A 23,975-nucleotide genomic window follows, 5' to 3' on the forward strand; every position below is an offset into this window, starting at 1 on the left:
AAAATTAACGCTTCTTACCGTGGACTTTGTGGTTATCAAACCAGTTGAAATAGCTCATTACGCCGGAGGCGATAGCGGTGGCAATTTTCTGGCGAAACGCCGTGGTGCCCAGCAGCTTCTCTTCGCCTGGATTAGTAATAAAGGAGGTTTCGACCAGCACCGAAGGGATGGACGGCGACTTCAACACCACAAATGCGGCCTGCTCGGTGTTGCGGCTGTGCAGCTTATGCACCGGCTTTATCTGCTTGAGGATATGCGAGCCGAGGGTCAGGCTGTTTTTGATTGTGTCGGTCTGCACCAGGTCGAACAGCACCTGTTGCAGGTAGTGATCTTTATCTTTTACTTTGCTGCCCGCCACGTCATCCGCGGCGTTCTCACGGTCTGAAAGGTATTTTGCCATGGCGCTACTTGCGCCGCGGTTGGAGAGGGCAAACACCGAAGCACCCGCCGCCGTTGGGCTGGTAAAACCGTCCGCGTGAATAGACATAAACAGGTCTGCGCCGTGCTTGTGGGCTATTTCTACGCGGTCATAAAGCGGGATGAATTCGTCGCTGGTGCGGGTCAGCCTTGCGTCGATGCCGTTATTACGCAGAATGCTGCGCACGTTTTTGGCTATCGCCAGCACCACATGCTTCTCTTTCGAACCGTTATGGCCTATGGCCCCGGTATCGATGCCGCCGTGGCCCGGGTCGAGCATCACAATGCGGCGAGAGCCGGACTTTTTGGCCGGTTTGCTGTGCGAATTGGTGGTTTTAAGCGTTTTGGCCTCTTCCTTTGCCAGCGCTTTGTTCATACCGGTTAGCGTTAACGCCGCTAAACCCGTGAGCAGGACCTGGCGGCGCGTCGTAAGTTGCGTTAGCGATTTAATTTTGCTCATGCGGATGAATTATTTATCTTATGGAGTCCGGATAGGGAGTTATAACGTATCGGCACCTGGCAAACGACACTCTGAGGTCAGAAATGTTTTTCCATTCATTTCATTTCATGACTGAGTGGGGATTATGCCATTTTTTTCACGCTTTTGCGGCAGTTATTGGCTTAACGGGCGGTTACCGCCATAATCAACCTTTTACGGCTTAAGGTGGCTAAAACCATGGAAATTCGCGTTTTTCGCCAGGAAGATTTCGAAGAGGTCATCACCCTTTGGGAGCGCTGCGACTTACTGCGCCCGTGGAATGACCCGGAAATGGATATTGAACGTAAGCTGCATCATGATGCGGACCTGTTTCTGGTGGCCGAAGTCGGCGGCGAAATTGTCGGCTCGCTAATGGGCGGCTATGACGGCCACCGCGGCTCCGCCTATTACCTGGGCGTGCATCCTGAGTTTCGCGGGCGCGGCATTGCCAACGCGCTGCTGAACCGGCTGGAGAAAAAGCTTATCGCCCGGGGCTGCCCAAAAATCCATATTATGGTGCGCGAAGAGAATGACATGGTTATCGGCCTTTATGAAAAGCTCGATTACGAACATCAGGACACAATTTTGCTCGGCAAGCGGCTGATTGAAGACCAGGAATACTAATTTTCACATGTGTTTATCTTATGTACCCGCCCGCTGATTATGACTCGCAGGGCAACCTGAAGGCACCGCTGCTGTTCTGGGCGGTGTTGTTATTACAGGCCCGCACCTGGGTGCTGCTGGTATTGGCCGGAGCCTCCCGGCAGCAGGGCGATGCGCTGCTGGGGCTGTTTTATCCCGACCGGGATACCTTCTGGCTGGGGCTTATTCCCGGCGTACCGGCCGCTTTCGCATTTCTGTTAAGCGGGCGTCGCCATCTTTGGCCGCGCTTTTGGCGTGCATTTCGCTGGCTGCTGGTAGCTGCTCAGGCGGCGCTGCTGGTTTGGCAGCTTGCTTTGCTGGCCGGAGGCGAGGAATTGACCGCTACCACAATTGTGCTGCTGGTTGCCGACCTCTTTGCGCTCTGGTGGTTGGTTGTAAACCGCCGCCTGCGGGACTACTTTGCGGTGCAAAGCGAATAACACGGCACTTTTTAGCTTTGTTGCACTCCAAAGGCCGTTACTCTTTTCTGAAAAGGAATCACAAATGAAATCTCTGCGCCTGATGATGTTAGGGCTGCCGCTGGTCTTGAGCGGCTGCTCCACGCTTTCCTCGGTCAACTGGTCTTCGGCGTATCCGTGGAACTGGTTTGGCTCATCCGTTGAGGTAAGCGAGCAGGGCGTGGGCAAGTTGACCTCCGCAACATTAATGGACGAGAAGGCCGTTAGCGAAGGCCTGAACGACAACTATCGCCTGCGCAGCGGAATGAAAACCGAGAACGGCGCAATTGTGCGTTATTTCGAAGCCCTGAAAGATAAAGACGTTAAGTTGGTGATTAACGGCGAAAGCGGCAGCGTGAGCACTATTGTCGTCATGGATGAGGACATTAAAACCGCCGGCGGCGTTAAAATCGGCACTCCGTTTAGCGACCTGTATGACAAGGCCTTTGGCGCCTGTGAAAAAGGCAGCGGCGACGATGCCGACGGCGTGATGTGCAAGGCTCCAGGTAGCCAGCATATTAGCTACCTGTTTAAAGGCGTGTGGCACGGGCCGGAAGGGTTAATGCCGTCCGACGACGCGCTGAAGAAATGGACGCTTAACAAAATTATCTGGCGTCGATAAAATCTGCGCCAGGTTTGCGCCGCCGCAAGTCGGCGTTAATGAATCAGGTTAAAATAGCCCGATAAATGCCACCGGTTGGTGGCATCATTATTTGTCACCTTCGGTGGCATTTTTTTTCAGGAGGATTCATGTCTCGGGTTCAAAGCGGCATTCTGCCGGAACATTGTCGTGCTGCTATTTGGCTGGAAGCTTCATTGCAGGGCGACTTCAGCGCGCTGAGCGCGGGGTGCAAAGCCTTTATTGACGCGCTGAGCACCTTCCAGGAAAAATTCCCGGATGCCATGCTGGGGGCAACTATTGGTTTCGGGCATGACCTGTGGCGCGATCTGAGCAAAGGCGAAGGTGCCGCCGAGCTGAAAAACTTTACCCCGCTGGGTAAAGGTCTCGCACCGGCGACGCAGCACGATGTGATGATCCACATTCTTTCCCTGCGCCACGACGTGAATTTCTCCGTTGCCCAGGCCGCCCTGGCGGCATTCGGCGATACGCTGAAGATTGAAGAAGAGATCCATGGCTTCCGCTGGGTGGAAGAGCGTGATTTGAGCGGCTTTGTTGACGGCACCGAGAACCCTAAGGGCGAAGAAAATCGCCGCCAGGTTGCGGTCATCAACGAAGGCGTTGATGCAGGCGGCAGTTACGTGCTGGTTCAGCGCTGGGAACATAATCTCAAGCAGCTTAACCGCCTGAGCGTGCACGACCAGGAGATGATCTTCGGGCGCACCAAACAGGAAAACGAAGAAATCGACGGAGACGCACGCCCTGCGACTTCTCACCTGAGCCGGGTTGATCTTAAAGAAGACGGCAAAGGGCTGAAGATTGTGCGCCAGAGCCTGCCTTATGGCACAGCCAGCGGCGTTCACGGCCTTTACTTTATCGCCTATTGCGCGCGCCTGCATAACATCGAGCAGCAGCTGCTGAGCATGTTCGGCGACACCGACGGCAAGCGCGACGGCATGCTGCGCTTCACTAAACCGGTCACCGGCGGCTACTATTTTGCCCCGTCTCTGGATAAGTTACTGAGCCTGTAATCCCTTCCGGCGTAGCGTTTGCTACGCCACTTTCTTATATCCCTTTCTTATTGAAAATCGCCAAACGGTATATAAAAGCGTTACAGCTTTATCGCTCGTTATAAATACACTGACAGTCGGCTAATTATGACTTTCATGACATCTATAAGGGCGAAACATGGCAATCGGTTCAGTTAAAAAAGTATGGAACGCGCTCGCTGTCTCTTTGCTGCTGGCAGGCACTGCCCACGCAACAGAGCTGCTGAATAGCTCTTATGATGTGTCACGCGAGTTGTTTGCCGCGCTGAATCCACCGTTTGAAAAACAGTGGGCGCAGGAGAATAACGGCGACAAGCTGACGATTAAACAATCTCATGCCGGGTCATCAAAACAGGCGCTGGCTATTCTCCAGGGCTTAAAAGCTGACGTTGTAACTTATAACCAGGTGTCAGATGTGCAGATCCTGCACGATAAAGGCAACCTGATCCCGGCCGACTGGCAGAGCCGTCTCGGGAATAATAGCTCGCCGTTTTATTCCACCATGGCTTTCCTGGTGCGCAAGGGCAACCCGAAAAATATCCACGACTGGAGCGACCTGGTACGCCCGGACGTGAAGTTGATTTTCCCGAATCCAAAAACCTCCGGCAATGCACGTTACACTTATCTGGCAGCCTGGGGCGCGGCGGATAAAGCCGACGGCGGCGATAAAGCTAAAACCGAAAAGTTTATGACGCAGTTCCTGAAAAACGTCGAAGTGTTTGATACCGGCGGCCGCGGCGCAACCACCTCGTTCGTGGAGCGTGGGCTGGGCGACGTGCTTATCTCTTTTGAATCTGAAGTGAACAATATCAGCCAGCAGTACGCCAAAGACGGCTACGAGGTTGTGGTGCCTAAGGTGAATATTCTTGCCGAATTCCCGGTCGCCTGGGTGGATAAAAACGTGAAGGCTAACGGCACCGAGAAGGCGGCTAAGGACTATCTTACCTATCTCTACAGCCCGCAGGCTCAGACCATCATCACCGACTACTACTACCGCGTGAATAACCCGCAGGTAATGGACAAGTTGAAGGATAAATTCCCGCAGACCGAGCTGTTCCGCGTTGAAGATGCATTTGGCGGCTGGCCGGAAGTGATGAAAACTCATTTCGCCACCGGCGGGGAGCTGGACAAACTGTTGGCTGCGGGGCGTAGTTGATGTTTGTCAGTCGCTCAAAACGCGTACTGCCGGGGTTTACCCTTAGCCTCGGCACCAGCCTGCTGTTTGTTTGCCTGATCCTGCTGCTGCCCCTGAGCGCGCTGGTGATGCAGCTCGCACAAATGTCTTTGTCTCAGTATTGGGAAGTTATCACCAACCCGCAGGTGGTGGCGGCGTATAAAGTCACGCTGCTTTCCGCCGGGCTGGCTTCGATATTTAACGGCGTGTTTGGCCTGCTGATGGCGTGGATTCTTACCCGCTATCAGTTTCCGGGCCGCAGCCTGCTTGACGCGTTGATGGATTTGCCTTTTGCATTGCCGACCGCCGTAGCGGGCTTAACGCTGGCCGGGTTGTTTTCGGTTAACGGCTGGTACGGCGAGTGGCTGGCGCAGTTTGGTATCAAAGTGACCTACACCTGGCTCGGTATAGCGGTGGCGATGGCGTTTACCAGCATTCCTTTCGTGGTGCGTACCGTACAGCCGGTGCTTGAGGAGCTTGGCCCCGAATACGAAGAAGCCGCGGAAACGCTGGGCGCAACGCGCTGGCAGAGCTTCCGCCGCGTGGTGCTGCCGGAGCTTTCCCCGGCGCTGATGGCGGGCGTTGCGCTGTCGTTCACCCGCAGCCTCGGTGAGTTTGGCGCGGTTATCTTCATCGCCGGTAATATCGCGTGGAAAACGGAAGTCACCTCGCTGATGATTTTTGTTCGTCTGCAGGAGTTTGACTACCCGGCGGCAAGCGCTATTGCCTCGGTAATCCTGGCGGCTTCTTTACTGCTGCTGTTCAGCATTAACACGTTGCAGAGCCGCTTTGGTCGGCGCGTGGTGGGCCACTGATGACGGATGTAACCGCTTTGAAAACCTATAATCGCCCCCGCATTAACTGGGGGAAATGGACGCTTATTGCCATCGGCGTGCTGGTCTCTTTTTTGATTCTGGTGGTGCCGGTTGCCTCAATTTTTGTTGAAGCCTTCTCCAAAGGGCTGATGCCTGCCCTGCAAAATATCGCCAACCCGGACATGCTGCATGCCATCTGGCTGACGGTGATGATTGCCCTGATAACCGTGCCGGTTAACCTGGTGTTCGGCACGCTGCTGGCCTGGCTGGTGACGCGCTTTAACTTCCCTGGGCGCCAGATGCTGCTTACGCTGCTGGATATCCCGTTCGCCGTTTCGCCGGTGGTGGCGGGCCTGGTTTACCTGCTGTTTTACGGCTCCAACGGCCCGCTGGCCGGTTTCCTTGATGCCCATAACCTGCAAATAATGTTTGCCTGGCCGGGTATGGTGCTGGTGACCATCTTCGTGACCTGCCCGTTTGTGGTGCGCGAGCTGGTGCCGGTGATGCTCAGCCAGGGCAGCCAGGAGGACGAGGCCGCTATTTTGCTTGGTGCCTCCGGTTGGCAGATGTTCCGCCGCGTTACCTTGCCGAATATTCGCTGGGCGCTGCTCTATGGCGTAGTGCTGACCAATGCCCGCGCCATCGGCGAATTTGGCGCGGTGTCGGTGGTTTCCGGCTCGATTCGCGGCGAGACGTTCTCGCTGCCGCTACAAATTGAATTGCTGCAACAGGACTACAACACCGTCGGCTCGTTTACCGCCGCGGCGCTGTTAACCCTGATGGCGGTTTTAACCTTGTTCTTAAAGAGCGCAGTGCAGTGGCGCCTGAATAATCAGGAAAAACGCCTCAAGCAGGAGGAAAATCATGAGCATTGATATTGCCAATATTAAGAAGTCTTTTGGTCGCACCCAGGTGCTGAACGATATCTCGCTGGATATCCCTTCTGGTCAGATGGTGGCGCTGCTCGGGCCTTCAGGCTCCGGTAAAACCACGCTGCTGCGGATTATCGCCGGGCTGGAACATCAAAACAGCGGGCGCATTAGCTTCAATGGCACCGACGTCAGCCGTATGCACGCCCGCGACCGCAAAGTGGGCTTTGTGTTTCAACACTATGCTCTGTTCCGCCATATGTCGGTGTTCGACAATATCGCCTTCGGCCTGACCGTGCTGCCGCGCCGCGAACGTCCTTCCTCTGCGGAAATTAAGCGCAAGGTGACAAAGCTACTGGAAATGGTGCAGCTTTCCCATCTGGCGGACCGCTACCCGGCCCAGCTTTCCGGTGGGCAAAAGCAGCGCGTGGCGCTGGCCCGCGCTCTGGCGGTAGAGCCTCAGATTTTGCTGCTGGATGAGCCTTTTGGCGCCCTGGATGCCCAGGTGCGTAAAGAGCTGCGCCGCTGGCTGCGTGAATTGCATGAAGAGCTGAAATTTACCAGCGTCTTTGTGACTCACGACCAGGAGGAAGCGATGGAAGTCGCCGACCGCGTGGTGGTTATGAGCCAGGGGAATATCGAGCAGGTGGACACGCCTGAGTCGGTATGGCGTGAACCGGCAACGCGCTTCGTGCTGGAGTTCCTCGGCGAAGTTAACCGCCTGAAAGGCGTCGTGCGCGGCAGCCAGTTCCACGTTGGTGCGCACCGCTGGCCACTCGGTTTTACCCCGGCTTATCAGGGGGAAGTCGACTTGTTCCTGCGCCCGTGGGAAGTGGACGTGAGTCGACGCACCAATCTTGACTCGCCGTTGCCGGTGCAGGTGCTGGAAGTCAGTCCGCGCGGCCATTATATGCAGCTGGTTGTGCAGCCGTTAGGTTGGTACGACGAGCCGTTAACCGTGGTGCTGAAAGAGCAGCAAATCCCACAGCGCGGCGAACGCCTGTTTGTTGGGCTGCAAAATGCGCGCCTGTACGACGGCGGCAACCGTATTCAGGGTGTAGACCTGGCGCAATCCGCCTGATAATTTACCCCAACAGGACACGCATAAGCGGCCCCATGTGGCCGCTTTTTTTATTCTATTTCGGGCAGGCAAGTGATCACTTTAGAAAGCACCATCGGCAATACTCCACTGGTTCGGCTGCAGCGCAGCGGGCTTGATAACGGCAGCGAAATTTGGGTCAAGCTGGAAGGCAACAACCCTGCGGGATCGGTTAAAGATCGCGCGGCGCTGTCGATGATTGTTCAGGCGGAAAAACGCGGCGACATTAAACCCGGCGACACGTTAATCGAGGCGACCAGCGGCAACACCGGAATCGCGCTGGCGATGATAGCCGCTCTGAAAGGCTACCGCATGAAGCTGCTGATGCCGGACAACATGAGTATGGAGCGCAAAGCGGCGATGCAGGCCTACGGCGCAGACCTGATTCTGGTGAGCAAAGCGCAGGGAATGGAAGGCGCACGCGAGCTGGCGCAGCAAATGGCCGATGGCGGCGAGGGCAAAGTTCTCGACCAGTTTAATAACCTGGACAATCCGCTGGCGCACTATACCTCCACCGGGCCGGAGATCTGGCGTCAGACCGAAGGGCGCATCACCCACTTTGTTTCCAGCATGGGCACCACCGGAACCATTACCGGCGTGGGGCGTTTTATGCGTGAGCAAAATAAGCCCGTGAAGATTGTTGGGCTACAGCCCGAAGAGGGGAGCAGCATTCCGGGGATCCGCCGCTGGCCAGAAGAGTGGTTGCCGAAGATTTATACCCCGTCGCTTGTGGATGAAGTGATTGATATGTCGCAGATAGAAGCCGAGCAAACCATGCGCCGTATGGCGATGGAAGAAGGGATCTTCTGCGGCGTAAGTTCCGGTGGCGCGGTGGCCGGAGCATTGCGGGTGGCGAAGGCAAACCCGGGAGCGGTTGTGGTGGCAATTATTTGCGACAGGGGCGACCGTTACCTTTCAACAGGCGTATTTGGCGAAGAGAGCTACGTTCAGGGCGCGGGTATCTAACCCGTAAAGGAGAGGGAAGATGGCTCAGGATAACGATATACAGTCGGTACTGTTTCATAACGCGGGCCGGTCGCTGCAGGCGGATATTGTCGCGGTGCAGTCTCAGGTGGTGTATGGCAGCGTGGGCAACAGCATAGCAATACCGGCTATCGCGCAGCACGGCTGGCGAGCAATGGCGGTGCCGACGGTGCTGTTTAGCAACACGCCGCATTACGACACCTTCTACGGCGGCGTTATCCCGGCTGAATGGTTTAGCGGCTACCTGCGGGCGCTTGAAGAGCGGGATGCCCTGCGTAATCTTAAGGCGGTTACGACCGGTTATATGGGCAGTGCGGAGCAAATCCATCTGCTTGCCGGATGGCTGCGTGAACGACGTATGAGCCACCCTGAACTGCTTGTTCTTGTCGATCCGGTGATGGGGGATACCGACAGCGGCATCTACGTGAAGGCGGGGATCCCCGAGGCTTACCGCAGCGAGCTTTTGCCGCTGGCTCAGGGCTTAACGCCGAATCTGTTTGAGCTGCAAATACTGACCGGTATGCCCTGCGGCACGCTTGAGCAGGCGGTGGAGGCGGCAAAAAGTCTGCTTTCAGAAACGCTTCGTTGGGTGGTGATTACCAGCGCTCCGGCGAAAGATCCGCAGGCTATTTCCGTGGTAACCGTAACGGCTGAGGCGGTAGAGGTTATGAGCCACGAGCGCGTGGTGACCGACCTTAAAGGCACTGGCGACCTGTTCTGCGCCGAGCTGGTGAGCCGGCTGCTGGAAGGGAAAAAGGTTGCAGAGGCGGCAGGAGAGGCGGCGCATCGGGTGTTTGAGGCCATGGCCTGGACTGAGCAAAATCAGCTTGATGAGTTGGTGCTACCGCGCTAAACGCAGCCCAATAAAAAAGGCACCCTGAAGGTGCCTTTTTCGATGCAATCAAATTTACTTCTTGATGCGGATAACCGGCGTTTCGCCTACGGTCACGCTACCAGTCAGTTTGATCAGCTCTTTGATTTCGTCCATGTTGGAGATAACAACCGGAGTCAGGGTAGACTTGGCTTTCTCTTCCAGCAGTGCCAGATCGAACTCAATGACCACGTCGCCTTTCTTGACGCGCTGGCCTTCTTCGGCGATGCGTTTGAAACCTTCACCTTTCAGTTCAACGGTGTCGATACCGAAGTGAACGAACAGCTCGATCCCGCTATCGGACTCGATAGAGAAAGCGTGGTTAGTTTCGAAGATTTTACCGATAGTACCGTCAACCGGAGCAACCATTTTGTTGCCGGTTGGTTTGATAGCAATACCGTCACCAACGATTTTTTCAGCAAACACTACATCCGGCACATCTTCAATATTAACAATTTCGCCAGACAGTGGAGCAACGATCTCAATGGTCCCGGTGTCGCTATTGCTTTTGTCACCGAACAGTTTACTAAATAACCCCATTAGCCTTCTCTCCTAAGCAGTAATTTGGGCCGCATCTCGTGAATTAGCAGATTGTTTTTTCTTCAATGAACTTGTTAACCAGCGTCATTAACTCGTCCGTTGTCGGTTGAGCAAGAGCCTGCTCTGCTAACACTTTCGCATCTTCGAAGTTCGTGTTACGGATGATCTTCTTGATACGAGGGATAGAAATGGCGCTCATACTGAATTCGTCCAGGCCCATCCCAAGCAACAGAAGTGTAGCACGTTCGTCGCCCGCAAGCTCACCACACATACCGGTCCATTTACCTTCTGCATGAGAAGCATCAATAACTTGCTTAATCAGAGTCAGTACGGACGGTGACATTGGCTGGTAAAGATGTGAAATCATATCATTACCGCGGTCAACTGCCAGGGTGTACTGAGTTAAATCGTTGGTGCCGATGCTGAAGAAGTCGACTTCTTTGGCCAGATGACGAGCAATCGTCGCTGCCGCAGGGGTTTCAACCATTACGCCGATTTCGATGGTTTCATCGAACGCTTTCCCTTCTTCGCGCAGCTGCGCTTTCAGAAGCTCAATCTCTGCTTTAAGCGCACGCACTTCTTCAACGGAGATGATCATCGGGAACATAATGCGCAGCTTACCGAAGGCGGAAGCACGCAGAATGGCGCGAACCTGAGCGTGAAGGATCTCTTTGCGATCCATGGCGATACGAATTGCACGCCAGCCAAGGAACGGGTTCTCTTCTTTCGGGAAGTTCATGTACGGCAGCTCTTTGTCGCCGCCGATGTCCATGGTACGAACGATGACCGCCTGAGAGCCGCAAGCTTCAGCAACGGCTTTATACGCGGCAAACTGCTCTTCTTCAGTTGGCAGCGAGTCGCGGTCCATGAACAGGAATTCGGTACGATACAGACCCACACCTTCCGCACCGTTGCGCTCTGCACCGTCGATATCACGAACGGTACCGATGTTGGCGCAAACTTCGACCTGATGGCCGTCGAGGGTGATAGCAGGCAGGTCTTTCAACTTAGCCAGTTCGGCTTTCTCAGAAGCAACCTGTTGCTGAACCGCACGCAGCTCTTCGATCTGCTCGTTGGTCGGGTTAACGTAAACTTTGTTGTTAACCGCATCGAGGATCAGATAGTCGTCGTTTTTCACATCAGAGGTGACGCTACCGGTGCCCACAATCGCAGGCAGTTCCAGAGAACGCGCCATGATGGAGGTATGGGAGGTACGGCCGCCGATATCGGTGATGAAACCCAGCACCTTTTTCAGGTTCAGCTGTGCGGTTTCTGACGGGGTCAAATCTTTAGCAACCAGGATAACTTCATCCTTGATTGCGCTTAAATCGATAATGTTCAGGCCGAGAATGTTCTGCAGCAGGCGCTTACCGATGTCGCGCACGTCAGCAGCACGCTCTTTCAGGTATTCGTCGTCCAGCTCTTCAAGAGCCGTCGCCTGGCCTTCAATCACTTCGTACGCCGCAGCGTCCGCGGTGACCAGCTTATCTTTGATGAGGGCTATGATTTCCTGCTCGAGCTCTTCGTCTTCCAGCAACATAATGTGGCCTTCGAAGATAGCTTCCTTTTCTTCACCGAAGGTCTCGCCAGCTTTAATTTTGATCGCTTCTAACTGCTCGGATGCTTTGGCGCGCCCGCTGAGAAAACGTTCAACTTCCTGCTCAACTTTGTCGGCAGAAATTTTCTTCCGGTCGATGACAATTTCATCTTCCTTCAGCAAAAGTGCTTTGCCGAAAGCGATACCCGGGGATGCTAAAATGCCTGAAATCATAACCCTACCTTACTTGTGACTGATATTTACGAAGAACCCAGAACTTACTCGAGTTCAGCCATCAGTTTTACTAAATGCTCAACGGCTTTCTGCTCATCTTCGCCTTCAGCGGAGAGAGTCACTACGGTACCCTGAGTCAGGCCCAGAGTTTGCAGTTTGAACAGGCTCTTAGCGCTGGCGCTTTTGCCGTTAGACGTCACGGTGATTTCTGAAGTGAAGCCTTTCGCTTCTTTAACAAACTGAGCAGCAGGGCGGGTATGCAGACCGTTCGGAGCGGTAATAGTTACTTCTTGCTGGAACATTGTATTTCCCCAACTTATAGGTTTAGTGTTGTGGAACTAAAGTCTAGCCTGGCGGCCAAACTTTAGCCTGTATCGTTAGCGCCAACGTTGATGGAACGAGGCACCGGATGCCTGGGAACCGCGAAAAAGACGCCAGAAGCGTTTCGCCGATCCGTATCCATTATGCCGTGAAAAGCGAATATCCACCAAATCGTTAAATCGATTCAGCAGGCCCATCTCACAGCTTGATTAATTTCGCGCATCAAAATAATTGCTGGTTAAATACCAGACCTGCGGGGGTGAAAGCAATGCCGATGAGGGTGAAACTTTGATGTGCGCCACAAAAAAGCACCCTCTCGGGTGCTTTTTTAAGCATATATCAAATACTGGCATTACTGTTGCAGTTCTTTCTCAGTGAACAGATCGGCAAACAGTGCAGTACTCAAATAGCGCTCCCCGGAGGACGGAAGGATAACCACAATATTCTTGTTGGTAAAGGCTTCGTCTTCCTGAAGCTTCAACGCAGCCGCAACGGCCGCGCCAGAGGATATCCCGGCCAGAATACCTTCTTCGTCCATCAGGCGACGGGCGGTAGAAATCGCTTCTTCGTTGGTGATAGTCACCACTTTATCGATAAGCTTAAGATCCAGGTTGCCCGGAATAAAACCGGCACCGATGCCCTGAATTTTGTGCGGACCAGGCTTGAGCTCTTCGCCTGCCAGCGCCTGCTGAATAACCGGAGAGTCGGTTGGCTCAACCGCCACGCTAATCAGCGAGGTTTTACCTTTGGTGTTCTTGATATAGCGGCTGACGCCGGTCAGCGTGCCGCCGGTACCCACGCCCGCAATAAAGACGTCTACTTCACCGTCGGTATCTTCCCAGATTTCCGGGCCGGTGGTTTTTTCGTGGATTTCCGGGTTAGCCGGGTTGCTGAACTGCTGCAACAGCAGGTATTTAGCCGGGTCACTGGCAACAATTTCTTCTGCCTTCTGAATCGCGCCCTTCATGCCTTTAGCGCCTTCGGTCAGCACCAGGTTCGCGCCCAGCGCTTTCAGCAGCTTGCGGCGCTCGATGCTCATGGTTTCCGGCATGGTCAGCGTCAGCTTGTAGCCGCGAGCCGCCGCCACGTAAGCCAGAGCAATCCCCGTATTACCGCTGGTCGGTTCAACCAGCTCAACGCCAGGCTTGAGCACGCCGCGTTTTTCGGCATCCCAAATCATGTTGGCACCAATGCGGCATTTGACGCTAAAGCTTGGGTTGCGGGACTCCACCTTCGCCAGAATGCGTCCATTACCGATACGGTTCAGGCGAACCAGCGGCGTATGGCCGATTGTCAGGGAGTTGTCTTCATAAATTTTACTCATGGCTCGTCCTTAACTGTCTGAATTTTGGGATACCGGTTCAGCATACCCGCTCAGGAAATATGCGGAAGTAAGGAAATAGCATATCTATATGTGGAAGGGAAATAAGCCAATGCAACCTGGAATAAGCAATGGCATAAGCTTTCTCCCTTCCGGGGCGTTACTTCCACAGAGCATGTTTGCCGCGGTAACAGTCCACCCACATCGCGGTTGCGCCGCAAACGGCGACCGGCAGGATGAAAAGATTGAGCACGGGGATCAGAGTAAACAGGCTCACCAGCGCGCCAAACTGCATGTTGACGACCTTTTTCTCCCGCAGCGCAATACGCATTTGCTTAAACGGTACCTTGTGGTTATCGAACGGGTAGTCGCAATACTGGATGGCCAGCATCCACGCGCTGAACAGGAACCACAGTACCGGCGCGACCGTCTGGCCGATACCGGGGATGAAGTACAGCAGCAGCAGAACCACGGCGCGCGGCAGGTACCAGGCGAGTTTCTGCCATTCACGTTTCATAATGCGCGGCAGGTCTTTCATGATACCGACAACGCCGGTATCCGGCGGGGTAGCTCCGGTCAACCTCGCTTCCAGCTGCTCGGCCAGCAGCCCGCTAAACGGGGCGGCGATCAGGTTGGCTATGGTCGAGAAGAAATAGCCGAACACCAGCAGCACGGAAACGGTCACCAGCGGCCAGAGGAGATAGTTAAGCCACTGTAGCCAGTCCGGAACGTGGCTCATCATCGCCGGTATCCAGATATCAAGGCGGGTAAACAGCCACCAGAAGGCTCCACCGAGTAATAAAATATTCACCAGCAGCGGCAGCACGACAAAGCGTTTAATGCCCGGCTCGCGTACCAGTTTCCAGCCCTGAGAAAAATAGTAAACGCCACTACGAGGCGCGGCTCCGGAAGATGAAACCATATCTGAACAGACTCCTTTTAGGTCAATGCTGTAAGCTGCGGGGCTATCATAACCGACTGTATTGAGAAAAACCCGCCAGGATTTGGTCGAAAAAACAGCGAAAAGGTGCCCTTAAGCTATCTTTATGATGAGAAAACCGTGCTCGCACTTGCACTTGAGCAGATGGGCAAATACTCTTAGTGAGTAAATGTTTGCCTCGGTGGCAAGGTGTTAGAACAACAGAGAATATAATGATGCAGGATTTGCGTCTGATATTAATCATTGTTGGCGCGATCGCCATAATAGCCTTACTGGTACACGGCCTGTGGACCAGCCGTAAGGAACGTTCTTCCGTGTTCCGCGATCGCCCGCTGAAACGTATGAAGTCGAAACGTGACGAATACGAAGAAGAGGACGAGGAAGAAGAGGAAGGTGTCGGTGAAGTGCGCGTCCGTCGGGCGACTCCTGCGCAGGAGCCAGCCTCCCGCGATACAGGTGCTCCACGTCAGCCGCAGGTACCTCAGCACAACTACGAGCCGCCGTATGCGTCCGCAGAGCCTCGCCCTGCCGCGCAGCCTCGTCAGCCGGAACCTGTTGCTCAGCCTCCTCGCCACGCCGAGCCTGTTCAGCAGCACGCTGAACCCGTGCACCCTGCTGCGCCTCAGCCTCCGGTACATGTCGCTCCGGCTCAGCCAGCCGCGCCGGTACAGCCAGTGTCTCAGCCCTTCAGCGCAGAGCCTGCTCCACAGCCTGAACCAGAACCTGTTGCCGCAGAGCCTGCACCGCAGCCTGTTGCGCAGAGAAAAGAGACGGTTATCGTGATGAACGTGGCCGCCCATGCGGGCAGCATGCTAAACGGAGAATTGCTGTTAAGCAGCATCGAGCAGGCCGGTTTCAAATTCGGTGAAATGAATATTTTCCATCGCCATCTTAGCCCGGACGGCAGCGGCCCTGTGCTGTTCAGCCTCGCTAATATGGTGAAGCCAGGCTCCTTTGACCCGGAAAGCATGGATGATTTTGCTACCCCTGGCATTACCATCTTTATGCAGGTGCCGTCTTACGGCGATCCGGCACAAAACTTTAAGCTGATGTTGCAGTCTGCCCAGCACATTGCCGACGAAGTTGGCGGCGTGGTGCTCGACGATCAGCGTCGCATGATGACTCCGCAGAAGCTGCGCGAGTACCAGGACAGAATTCGCGAGGTTGTTGAAGCTAACGCCTGAATCCTGGCCTGAACGTTTCCCCTGAACCCCCGCCTGTCGGGGGTTTTTCATCATTGATGGTGCGATATGGACTCAATCGAACAACAACTCACTCAGCTGCGAACCACGCTTCGCCATCATGAACACCTTTATCACGTGCTCGACAATCCTGAAATTCCCGACGCGGAATACGACCGCCTGATGCGTGAGCTGCGGGAGCTGGAAGAGGCTCACCCGGAGCTGATTACTCAGGATTCGCCGACCCAGCGCGTTGGCGCTGCACCGCTTAGCGAATTCACCCAGGTGCGCCATGAAGTGCCGATGCTGTCGCTCGACAACGTCTTCGATGAGGCGAGCTACCTGGCTTTTAATAAGCGCGTGCAGGACAGGCTAAAAAGTACCGATGCGCTGACTTTCTGCTGTGAACTGAAACTGGATGGCCTGGCCGTAAGCCTGCTGTATGAAGACGGCGTTCTGGTTCGGGCGGCAACACGCGGCGACGGGACAACCGGCGAAAACATTACCGCTAACGTGCGTACGATCCGTGCGATCCCTCTGAAATTGACCGGCGAAAATATACCGCGCCGCGTTGAGGTTCGCGGAGAAGTCTTCCTTCCGCAGGCTGGCTTCGAGAAGATCAACGAAGACGCCCGACGCACCGGTGGAAAAGTCTTTGCTAACCCGCGTAATGCGGCGGCAGGTTCGCTCCGCCAGCTCGATCCTCGCGTTACCGCTAAGCGCCCGCTGACCTTCTTCTGTTACGGCGTTGGCCTGCTGGAAGGCGGTGAACTGCCGGCCAGCCATATGGAGCGTCTCCAGCAGTTCAAGGCCTGGGGACTGCCGGTCAGCGACCGCATCCGCCTGTGCAATACGCCTGAGGAAGTGCTGGCATTTTATCATCAGGTTGAGGCCGACCGCCCGACGCTGGGCTTCGACATAGACGGCGTGGTTATCAAGGTTGACTCTCTCGCGCTCCAGGAAACGCTGGGCTTTGTAGCCCGTGCGCCGCGCTGGGCCGTGGCTTTTAAATTCCCGGCGCAGGAGCAGATGACCACCGTTCGCGACGTGGAATTCCAGGTCGGGCGTACCGGCGCTATCACTCCCGTTGCTCGTCTGGAGCCTGTTCAGGTTGCCGGTGTGCTGGTGAGCAACGCTACGCTGCACAATGCCGATGAAATTGAACGTCTTGGCCTGCGTATCGGCGACCGGGTCGTGATCCGTCGTGCCGGGGACGTTATTCCTCAGGTTGTCGGCGTGGTTGAATCTGAACGCCCGGAAGAGACTCGTGAAATTATCTTCCCGACCCATTGCCCTGTGTGCGGTTCGGACGTTGAGCGAGTAGAAGGCGAGGCGGTTGCCCGCTGTACAGGCGGTCTTATCTGCGGCGCGCAGCGCAAAGAGGCGCTGAAGCACTTTGTTTCCCGCCGCGCGCTGGATGTAGACGGCATGGGCGACAAGATAATCGATCAACTGGTAGAAAAAGAGTACGTCCACACCCCGGCAGATTTGTTTAAGCTGACCGCGGGTAAGCTCACCGGGCTGGATCGCATGGGGCCTAAGTCGGCGCAGAACGTTGTCGATGCTCTGGAAAAAGCGAAAGAAACTACCTTTGCACGCTTCCTGTACGCGCTGGGTATTCGTGAAGTAGGCGAAGCGACGGCGGCGGGCCTGGCGGCTCACTTTGGCTCGCTGGAGGCGCTGATTGCGGCCAGTATAGAAGATCTGCAAAAAGTGCCGGACGTTGGCATCGTCGTGGCGACGCATACCTTCAACTTTTTTGCCGAAGAGAGCAACCGGGAAGTGATTCGCCAGCTAACGGAAGAGGCGGGCGTTAACTGGCCGGCTCCGGTGGTTATCAAGGCTGAAGAAATCGACAGCCCGTTTGCCGGGAAAACCGTGGTGCTCACCGGCTCACTCAGCATTATGTCCCGGGACGATGCTAAGGCTCGCCTGGTGGAGCTGGGGGCAAAAGTGGCCGGAAGCGTGTCGAAGAAAACTGACCTGGTGATTGCCGGTGAGGCCGCCGGTTCCAAGCTTGCTAAAGCGCAGGAGCTGGGCATCGAGGTTATCGACGAGGCGGAAATGATCCGCTTGCTGGGTAACTAAATGGACAAAGAGCAGCTTATCGAGATAGCCAATACGGCGATGCCGTTTGGTAAATACAAAGGCCGGATGCTGATTGATTTACCGGAAGAGTATTTGCTGTGGTTCTCCAGAAAGGGAGAGTTTCCGCAGGGCCATCTCGGCGAGCTGATGGCCCTGACGCTGCTGATTAAGGTTGAGGGGCTGGATAACCTGGTTCGCCCCTTAAAACGCCACTAAGCCTTGGCCGCTGCGGCTGGCTTTTCACCGGCCTCTGCGGCTTTTCTCTGGTAGCGCCGGGCCATTCCTGCACACACCATTAGCTGGATCTGGTGGAAAATCATCAGCGGCAGCACCATCATACCTACAGCCGCCACCGGGAACAGAATATTCGCCATCGGAATGCCGTTGGCGAGACTCTTTTTCGACCCGCAGAAAACAATCGTGATTTCGTCGGCTTTGCTGAAGCCAAAGCGCCGGGCGACCACAATATTTACCGTTATCACAATCGCCAGTAGTACGATGCTTGAGACGACGATAAACAGCAGCGAACCCGCGCCAACTTTATGCCAGATGCCGTGCGTAACCGCCTCGCTAAAGGCCGAGTAAACCACCAGCAAAATTGAGGTCTGGTCGGTTTTTCCTATCCACTTTTTATTCCTTGCTACCCAGGCGCCAATCCACGGCCGCATTAAATGCCCGGCCACAAACGGCACCAGCAGCTGCAACATGATGCTGCCGACCTGATGCAGGCTGCCGCTTGCGCCCTGGACGTGCATCACCAGGCCAACCAGCAGAGGCGAGAGGAAAATCCCCAGCAGGCTGGAAGCGGAGGCCGAGCAAATAGCCGCTGCCACATTGCCCCCGGCGATAGAAGTGAAAGCGATGGCGGACTGAACCGTAGCCGGAAGAATGCAGAGGTAAAGAAAGCCGCTGTATAACTCGGGGCTGACGTTAACCGGCTTCCACCAGCTAAACAGCACCCCCAGCACAGGAAATAACACGAAAGTGCTGCACATCACCCACAAATGCAGCCGCCAGTGGCTGCTGCCGGAAATGACCGCCTCACGCGAAAGTTTTGCCCCGTGCATAAAAAACAGCAGCGCGATAGCGGCGGTCGTAAGCCCTTCAAAGAAGCCGACAAAGCTGCCCTCGGCCGGGAAAAAGGAGGCCAGCAGCACGGTGCAAACCAGCGTCAGGGTGAAAGGGTCGAGAATTCGTAGCAATTTCATAGCCATTCCTTAAAGGTGAATAGCGCTATTGTGTTTGTGCTGGTTTCAGAAATAAAATTGATTTATTACATGCATTGATGAAGAAAATAGATGAATTACTCGCTGCGCCAGCTTCGCGTTTTTGTCGCCGTCGCCCATGCCGGGAGCTTCAGTCGGGCAGGGGAGAGCATTGGCCTGAGCCAGTCGGCCGTCAGCCATAGTCTGAAGGAGCTTGAGGTTGAGCTGGGGGTGAAATTACTCGATCGCACCACTCGCGAAGTTGTGTTAACTCCGGCAGGAGAGCAGCTTGCTCCGCGCCTGGAACGCCTGCTGGAGGAGCTAACCACTACGCTGCTGGATGCGCGCGTTGTCGGCGACCGGCTTAGCGGCACGGTGCGCGTCGCCGCCAGCCAGACCCTTTCCGCACACTTAATGCCACAGTCGATTGCCGCCGCTACGCAAGCTTATCCGAACATTCGTTTTGTGCTGCATGACGCCTCGCAGCAGTGGGTTTTACAAAGCATTCGCCAGGGTGAAGTGGATTTCGGCGTAGTTATCGATCCGGTTCAGGCGGGTGACCTGGAGTGCGAAACGGTGCTGGCGGAACCTTTTCTGCTGTTGTGCCGCAGCGACCATTTTTTTGCAGGTCAGGAACAGGTTGCCTGGCAGTCCTTGCAGGGGCAGAAGCTGGTTTTACAGGACTACGCTTCCGGCAGCCGCCCGCTGATTGATGAAGCGTTTCAGAGGCAGGGAATTGAGGTTGAGGTCGCGCAGCAAATTGGCCACCCGACAACGCTCTACCCGATGGTTGAAGAGGGAATTGGTTTGAGCGTTATTCCGGCGCTGGCTTTACCGCTGCCGCAGGGCAGGCCGCTGGTAGTGAAGCGCTTAACGCCGGTGGTAAACCGACAGCTGATGCTGGTGAGGCGAAAGAATCGTTCGCTTTCCAGGGCGGCAGAGGCAATCTGGCAGGTAGTACGCGAGCAGGCCAGGCTGTTAACCCTGGCCCGTAAAGGCGATCCTCTGTTTATTGACGACTAGATATAAATATCAATCTGGTGGTCGTCGGAAGGTTTATTCACTCCGGTCGCTTTTATTTGCTGCTGTTCTTGTTTCTGCTGGGCTTCTTCAGCCTGTTTGCGCTGGAGTTGGGCCAGCTGGGCCTGCAGCATTTTGATCTCGGCCTGAAGGATCTCGACTTGTTTTTTCTTCTCTGCGGCAGGGCGGTCTGGCGTGCTCGAAACTTCTTTTAGCTTCTGGGTTACCTCACTAATTTTTTTAGTGATCTGGGCAATCTGCGCTGCCGTACTGTTATCCGAACCGCCGGATGCAGAGGAAGATCCGGTTGCGGTGCTGGTCGTCAATTGACCGCCCTGCAAAGCACTGCTGGATATTGTAGTCATCATAACTCCTTTGATGGAATGGTAAGGGAGTTATCGGCCGGGCGGTGGGGAAGTTGATGCTTTTTTGTTGGGGGGAAGGTTGGCGAATCTCAGATAGCAAAAAGGCGCCTTTCTACATTGGTGGGAGGATTGTGCAGGATGCATTCGTCTCATCCTGAGACTCGCCCTTCGGGTCACCGCAAGCGGTGATGCAAAATTGTTCCCGACAATTTTGTCGAACCTGCGGCAGGTTTGAACCCAACACGAATTACAAATAGCAAAAAGGCGCCTTTAGGGCGCCTTTCTACATTGGTGGGTCGTGCAGGATTCGAACCTGCGACCAATTGATTAAAAGTCAACTGCTCTACCAACTGAGCTAACGACCCGAATGGTGGGTGATGACGGGCTCGAACCGCCGACCCCCTCCGTGTAAAGGAGGTGCTCTACCAACTGAGCTAATCACCCAAACTTCGGTACTGCTAATTCTTGCAAGAGGAGATGGTGGGTGATGACGGGCTCGAACCGCCGACCCCCTCCGTGTAAAGGAGATGCTCTACCAACTGAGCTAATCACCCATCTCTAAATCTCTTACTACATTCCGGGTCATCCTTAAGGATGGTGGGTGATGACGGGCTCGAACCGCCGACCCCCTCCGTGTAAAGGAGATGCTCTACCAACTGAGCTAATCACCCCCGGTTTGTGGAGTCGCATTATAGGGACAGTTGAAAATGAGTCAACGCCTTTTCTAAAGTTTTTATTCGTTCGTCTTAAAATTAAACGATGCGATCAAGAAACGTGCATTGGCGTTTGATTTATCATCAGATTATCAGCTTTCCTGCTATCTACAGGCATCATCATTGAGGAATTAGCGCACAGTGATAGAATGACGCCTGTTAATTTTTCCCTGGCAATTGCCGCAATGTCGGCATTTCTGCGTAATTAAGGCCGTTTAATGAAAATCAAAACTCGCTTTGCGCCAAGCCCAACAGGCTATCTGCACGTTGGCGGTGCTCGTACTGCTCTCTATTCCTGGCTTTTCGCTCACCATAACAAGGGCGAGTTCGTGCTGCGTATAGAAGACACCGACCTCGAACGTTCAACCCCGGAAGCTATCGAAGCGATTATGGACGGGATGAACTGGCTGAGCCTGCAGTGGGATGAGGGCCCGTACTATCAGACTAAGCGTTTTGATCGTTACAACCAGGCTATCGACGAGATGCTGGCTGCGGGTACGGCCTATAAGTGCTACTGCTCTAAAGAGCGCCTTGAAGCACTGCGCGAACAGCAGATGGCGAATAATGAGAAACCTCGTTATGACGGCCGCTGTCGCCATGGGCATGAACATCACGCGGATGACGAGCCTTGCGTAGTTCGCTTTGCTAACCCGCAGGAAGGTTCTGTTATCTTTGAAGACCAGATCCGTGGCCCGATCGAGTTCAGCAACCAGGAGCTGGATGACTTGATTATCCGTCGTACCGACGGTTCACCGACCTACAACTTCTGCGTAGTGGTAGATGACTGGGATATGGAAATCACGCACGTTATCCGCGGTGAAGACCATATCAACAACACTCCGCGCCAGATTAACATTCTGAAAGCGCTGAATGCTCCGGTTCCGCTGTATGCTCACGTTTCTATGATCAACGGTGACGACGGTAAAAAACTGTCCAAACGCCACGGTGCGGTAAGCGTGATGCAGTACCGCGACGACGGCTACCTGCCGGAAGCGCTGCTGAACTATCTGGTGCGTCTGGGCTGGTCCCACGGCGATCAGGAGATCTTTACTCGTGACGAAATGATCGAAATGTTCACCCTTAACGCGGTGAGCAAATCGGCCAGCGCCTTCAACACCGAGAAATTGCAGTGGCTGAACCATCACTACATCAATAGTCTGGAGCCGGAGTACGTTGCGACTCACCTGCAATGGCACATCGAGCAGGAAAATATTGATACCCGCAACGGCCCGCAGCTCTCCGAGCTGGTGAAACTGCTGGGCGAGCGCTGCAAAACCCTGAAAGAGATGGCGCAAACCTGCCGCTACTTCTATGAAGACTTCAGCGAGTTTGACGCCGACGCGGCTAAAAAACACCTGCGCCCGGTTGCCCGCCAGCCGCTGGAAGTGGTTCGCGACAAGCTGGCCGCCTTGAGCGACTGGACGGCTGAAAACGTACATCATGCGATTCAGGCAACCGCCGATGAGCTGGAAGTGGGCATGGGTAAAGTCGGGATGCCGCTGCGCGTTGCGGTAACCGGTGCAGGCCAGTCTCCTGGCCTGGATGTGACCGTACACGCTATCGGCAAGCAGCGTTCCGTTGCGCGCATCAATAAAGCGCTGGACTTCATCAGCGAGCGCGAAGCGCAGCAGTAAGCTTCGTAGAATATAAAAAGCCGGTGCTGAGTCACCGGCTTTTTTTATGCTTAATTTCGGATACCGAGGCGTCTTAGTATGCCGTCGAGGCCTTCGCGCTCCAGCAAGGAGGACATTTGTCGCTGTTCTGTTTCTGACAAATCGCGCAGGGCATTTAGCATAAGCTGTTCCAGCGGAGACTGGTTGGCTTTATAGAGAGCCACTTTGTCGTTCATGCGGCGGGTGTTGTAGATAAACGTGAGTATCGGTTCGGACATATAAATAAATCGTGCCCTGCCGCCCTGGACGCCCTCTTTTTTGCAGGTTTCCCAGTTTTTTTCCCTGACCCATTTGTTGACGGTCTGACGGCTGTAGCCCGTCATCTCCGCCAGCTCATTGGGGGTCATTTTATCCTTAAACATGTGCAATCCTTTATTTTCCCTGACTCCAGCGGGAAACGGTTGGGAGATTACTCGTTATCCCGGATACCAAGACGCTTAAGCAGGCCAGCAATCCCGTCGCGCAGCAGCATTGCGGACATTTTGTGCTGCTCGCTTTCCGACATTTGCTGCACCGAGTTAAGCAGCAGATTTTCCAGAGAGGTATCGTTCACGCTGTAGCGAACATTGGTGTCCGTGACCCTGCGTGCGCTGTTGATAAACTCCCGAACCTGCTCGTTGATGTGGATAAGCCGGGCTTTACCGCCCTGAACGCCAGGTTTTGGCGAGGTGGTCCACTTTTCTTTGCGAACCCATTTATTGATGGTCTGGCGGCTGTAGCCGGTCATATCGGCTAATTCTTCGGGTGTCATTCTTTCCTTGAGCACAGTGATTCCTTTTCATTGTGGCCGTGCGGGTAGCAAGTCATTCGAGGTTCATTTTATTGAACTAACTTACCGGAAACTGTGACAGAATTAACTACAACGGGATGATATGCAACCGGGATTTGCCTGAGGCGCTGGCTTTTTAGGCGATTGATCGCAGAAGAACAATTTGGCGTTGACACCTTATGTTGGGTTTCATATTATGCCGCCCGTCAACACGACAAGGTCTTTACGGTTCGGGGCTATAGCTCAGCTGGGAGAGCGCTTGCATGGCATGCAAGAGGTCAGCGGTTCGATCCCGCTTAGCTCCACCAAATCTTCCTCCAGCAAGATTTGTACCGTAAAAACAAAGCCTGTCCGTGGGGCTATAGCTCAGCTGGGAGAGCGCTTGCATGGCATGCAAGAGGTCAGCGGTTCGATCCCGCTTAGCTCCACCAAAATTTTAAAACCCTCGCTTCGGCGGGGGTTTTTGCATTTAAGCTTCGGTTCAATCTGTTTTTCGCCCCGCCAGACCCGCTCCGGGTAAAAACTCCTCCCTTTACACCCGATTGTTCTATTATTTATGCGGGACTATTAGATTTCGCTTATGGCATTTTGTG

The 23,975-nt window shown here is 54.6% G+C and carries 25 protein-coding genes and 6 tRNA genes; 17 read left to right on the forward strand and 14 right to left on the reverse strand.

Annotated features, from left to right (window positions below; translation table 11 throughout):
- Window positions 1-4: 4 nt before the first annotated feature.
- Window positions 5-877, reverse strand: a complete 873-nt coding sequence (gene amiA, locus FOC35_RS14725) for an N-acetylmuramoyl-L-alanine amidase AmiA (protein ID WP_016537577.1) — start codon at window positions 875-877, stop codon at window positions 5-7.
- Window positions 878-1,093: 216 nt separating this feature from the next.
- Between amiA and FOC35_RS14730 the strand changes: the two genes are divergently transcribed.
- The 10 genes from FOC35_RS14730 to pdxK all read left to right on the forward strand — a co-directional run bounded on the left by FOC35_RS14730 (window position 1,094) and on the right by pdxK (window position 9,457).
- The gene (locus FOC35_RS14730) at window positions 1,094-1,519 is read left to right on the forward strand and encodes a GNAT family acetyltransferase (RefSeq protein WP_016537576.1); all 426 of its coding nucleotides are present in this window, start codon (window positions 1,094-1,096) and stop codon (window positions 1,517-1,519) included.
- 20 nt (window positions 1,520-1,539) lie between these two features.
- Complete coding sequence (locus tag FOC35_RS14735; RefSeq protein WP_016537575.1) at window positions 1,540-1,977, forward strand: DUF2919 domain-containing protein; 438 nt, start codon at window positions 1,540-1,542, stop codon at window positions 1,975-1,977.
- Window positions 1,978-2,041: 64 nt separating this feature from the next.
- Entirely contained in the window at window positions 2,042-2,617 is a 576-nt protein-coding gene (locus FOC35_RS14740) for an RpoE-regulated lipoprotein (RefSeq protein ID WP_172569308.1), read from the forward strand.
- A gap of 128 nt (window positions 2,618-2,745) precedes the next feature.
- Complete coding sequence (locus FOC35_RS14745) at window positions 2,746-3,645, forward strand: Dyp-type peroxidase (protein WP_016537573.1); 900 nt, start codon at window positions 2,746-2,748, stop codon at window positions 3,643-3,645.
- Window positions 3,646-3,802: 157 nt separating this feature from the next.
- Window positions 3,803-4,819, forward strand: coding sequence for a sulfate ABC transporter substrate-binding protein (locus FOC35_RS14750; RefSeq protein WP_172569309.1), 1,017 nt, complete (start codon window positions 3,803-3,805; stop codon window positions 4,817-4,819).
- On the forward strand, window positions 4,819-5,652 hold the full coding sequence (cysT, locus tag FOC35_RS14755) for a sulfate/thiosulfate ABC transporter permease CysT (protein ID WP_016537571.1): 834 nt from the start codon (window positions 4,819-4,821) through the stop codon (window positions 5,650-5,652). The genes FOC35_RS14750 and cysT overlap by 1 nt, the downstream gene beginning before the upstream one ends.
- Window positions 5,652-6,527 (forward strand): sulfate/thiosulfate ABC transporter permease CysW, encoded by an 876-nt coding sequence (gene cysW, locus FOC35_RS14760; protein WP_172569310.1) that lies wholly within the window; start codon window positions 5,652-5,654, stop codon window positions 6,525-6,527. The genes cysT and cysW overlap by 1 nt, the downstream gene beginning before the upstream one ends.
- Complete coding sequence (cysA, locus tag FOC35_RS14765) at window positions 6,517-7,602, forward strand: sulfate/thiosulfate ABC transporter ATP-binding protein CysA (protein ID WP_016537569.1); 1,086 nt, start codon at window positions 6,517-6,519, stop codon at window positions 7,600-7,602. Before cysW ends, cysA begins: the two co-directional genes overlap by 11 nt.
- A gap of 72 nt (window positions 7,603-7,674) precedes the next feature.
- The gene (gene cysM / locus FOC35_RS14770; protein ID WP_172569311.1) at window positions 7,675-8,586 is read left to right on the forward strand and encodes a cysteine synthase CysM; all 912 of its coding nucleotides are present in this window, start codon (window positions 7,675-7,677) and stop codon (window positions 8,584-8,586) included.
- Between the two features lie 19 nt (window positions 8,587-8,605).
- The gene (gene pdxK, locus FOC35_RS14775; RefSeq protein WP_172569312.1) at window positions 8,606-9,457 is read left to right on the forward strand and encodes a pyridoxine/pyridoxal/pyridoxamine kinase; all 852 of its coding nucleotides are present in this window, start codon (window positions 8,606-8,608) and stop codon (window positions 9,455-9,457) included.
- 54 nt (window positions 9,458-9,511) lie between these two features.
- On the opposite strand, the gene crr is transcribed toward pdxK, so the two are convergent.
- The 5 genes from crr to cysZ form a co-directional block, all read right to left on the reverse strand.
- Window positions 9,512-10,015, reverse strand: a complete 504-nt coding sequence (crr, locus tag FOC35_RS14780; RefSeq protein ID WP_172569313.1) for a PTS glucose transporter subunit IIA — start codon at window positions 10,013-10,015, stop codon at window positions 9,512-9,514.
- Between the two features lie 43 nt (window positions 10,016-10,058).
- Window positions 10,059-11,786 (reverse strand): phosphoenolpyruvate-protein phosphotransferase PtsI, encoded by a 1,728-nt coding sequence (gene ptsI / locus FOC35_RS14785; RefSeq protein ID WP_016537565.1) that lies wholly within the window; start codon window positions 11,784-11,786, stop codon window positions 10,059-10,061.
- 44 nt (window positions 11,787-11,830) lie between these two features.
- Complete coding sequence (gene ptsH / locus FOC35_RS14790) at window positions 11,831-12,088, reverse strand: phosphocarrier protein Hpr (protein ID WP_002913505.1); 258 nt, start codon at window positions 12,086-12,088, stop codon at window positions 11,831-11,833.
- A 371-nt stretch (window positions 12,089-12,459) separates the two neighbouring features.
- A complete protein-coding gene (cysK, locus tag FOC35_RS14795) occupies window positions 12,460-13,431 on the reverse strand; it encodes a cysteine synthase A (protein WP_172569314.1) in 972 nt (323 codons plus the stop codon).
- A gap of 157 nt (window positions 13,432-13,588) precedes the next feature.
- Window positions 13,589-14,350, reverse strand: coding sequence for a sulfate transporter CysZ (gene cysZ, locus FOC35_RS14800; RefSeq protein ID WP_172569315.1), 762 nt, complete (start codon window positions 14,348-14,350; stop codon window positions 13,589-13,591).
- A gap of 230 nt (window positions 14,351-14,580) precedes the next feature.
- On the opposite strand from cysZ, the gene zipA reads away from it, so the two are divergent.
- The 3 genes from zipA to FOC35_RS14815 all read left to right on the forward strand — a co-directional run bounded on the left by zipA (window position 14,581) and on the right by FOC35_RS14815 (window position 17,853).
- Complete coding sequence (gene zipA / locus FOC35_RS14805; RefSeq protein ID WP_216845765.1) at window positions 14,581-15,552, forward strand: cell division protein ZipA; 972 nt, start codon at window positions 14,581-14,583, stop codon at window positions 15,550-15,552.
- A gap of 66 nt (window positions 15,553-15,618) precedes the next feature.
- On the forward strand, window positions 15,619-17,637 hold the full coding sequence (gene ligA, locus FOC35_RS14810; RefSeq protein WP_172569317.1) for an NAD-dependent DNA ligase LigA: 2,019 nt from the start codon (window positions 15,619-15,621) through the stop codon (window positions 17,635-17,637).
- Entirely contained in the window at window positions 17,638-17,853 is a 216-nt protein-coding gene (locus FOC35_RS14815; RefSeq protein WP_016537559.1) for a DUF3820 family protein, read from the forward strand.
- On the opposite strand, the gene FOC35_RS14820 is transcribed toward FOC35_RS14815, so the two are convergent.
- Window positions 17,850-18,845, reverse strand: a complete 996-nt coding sequence (locus FOC35_RS14820) for a bile acid:sodium symporter family protein (protein WP_172569318.1) — start codon at window positions 18,843-18,845, stop codon at window positions 17,850-17,852. The two genes, FOC35_RS14815 and FOC35_RS14820, sit on opposite strands and share 4 nt — an antisense overlap.
- A 90-nt stretch (window positions 18,846-18,935) precedes the next feature.
- Between FOC35_RS14820 and FOC35_RS14825 the strand changes: the two genes are divergently transcribed.
- Window positions 18,936-19,865: a LysR family transcriptional regulator gene (locus FOC35_RS14825; RefSeq protein WP_172569319.1), complete on the forward strand. Its 930-nt coding sequence runs from the start codon at window positions 18,936-18,938 to the stop codon at window positions 19,863-19,865.
- Here FOC35_RS14825 and FOC35_RS14830 read toward each other — a convergent pair.
- From FOC35_RS14830 to FOC35_RS14850, 5 genes are all read right to left on the reverse strand, one after another.
- A complete protein-coding gene (locus FOC35_RS14830; protein WP_039898535.1) occupies window positions 19,862-20,227 on the reverse strand; it encodes a FlxA-like family protein in 366 nt (121 codons plus the stop codon). The genes FOC35_RS14825 and FOC35_RS14830 overlap by 4 nt on opposite strands.
- Window positions 20,228-20,516: 289 nt before the next feature.
- Window positions 20,517-20,592, reverse strand: a tRNA-Lys gene (locus FOC35_RS14835).
- 3 nt (window positions 20,593-20,595) lie between these two features.
- Window positions 20,596-20,671 (reverse strand) — tRNA-Val (locus FOC35_RS14840).
- A 34-nt stretch (window positions 20,672-20,705) separates the two neighbouring features.
- Window positions 20,706-20,781 (reverse strand) — tRNA-Val (locus tag FOC35_RS14845).
- A gap of 41 nt (window positions 20,782-20,822) precedes the next feature.
- Window positions 20,823-20,898 (reverse strand) — tRNA-Val (locus FOC35_RS14850).
- Between the two features lie 260 nt (window positions 20,899-21,158).
- On the opposite strand from FOC35_RS14850, the gene gltX reads away from it, so the two are divergent.
- Complete coding sequence (gene gltX, locus FOC35_RS14855; protein WP_172569320.1) at window positions 21,159-22,574, forward strand: glutamate--tRNA ligase; 1,416 nt, start codon at window positions 21,159-21,161, stop codon at window positions 22,572-22,574.
- A gap of 50 nt (window positions 22,575-22,624) precedes the next feature.
- Here gltX and FOC35_RS14860 read toward each other — a convergent pair whose 3' ends face one another.
- Entirely contained in the window at window positions 22,625-22,975 is a 351-nt protein-coding gene (locus FOC35_RS14860; protein WP_016537554.1) for a YfeC-like transcriptional regulator, read from the reverse strand.
- Between the two features lie 47 nt (window positions 22,976-23,022).
- Window positions 23,023-23,379, reverse strand: coding sequence for a YfeC-like transcriptional regulator (locus tag FOC35_RS14865; RefSeq protein WP_172569321.1), 357 nt, complete (start codon window positions 23,377-23,379; stop codon window positions 23,023-23,025).
- A gap of 235 nt (window positions 23,380-23,614) precedes the next feature.
- On the opposite strand from FOC35_RS14865, the gene FOC35_RS14870 reads away from it, so the two are divergent.
- Together FOC35_RS14870 and FOC35_RS14875 are read left to right on the forward strand one after the other, a co-directional pair.
- A tRNA-Ala gene (locus tag FOC35_RS14870) sits at window positions 23,615-23,690 on the forward strand.
- A 47-nt stretch (window positions 23,691-23,737) separates the two neighbouring features.
- Window positions 23,738-23,813 (forward strand) — tRNA-Ala (locus tag FOC35_RS14875).
- Window positions 23,814-23,975 lie beyond the last annotated feature (162 nt).

Source organism: Cedecea sp. FDAARGOS_727, assembly GCF_012273235.1.
Taxonomy (GTDB): Bacteria; Pseudomonadota; Gammaproteobacteria; order Enterobacterales; family Enterobacteriaceae; genus Cedecea; species Cedecea davisae.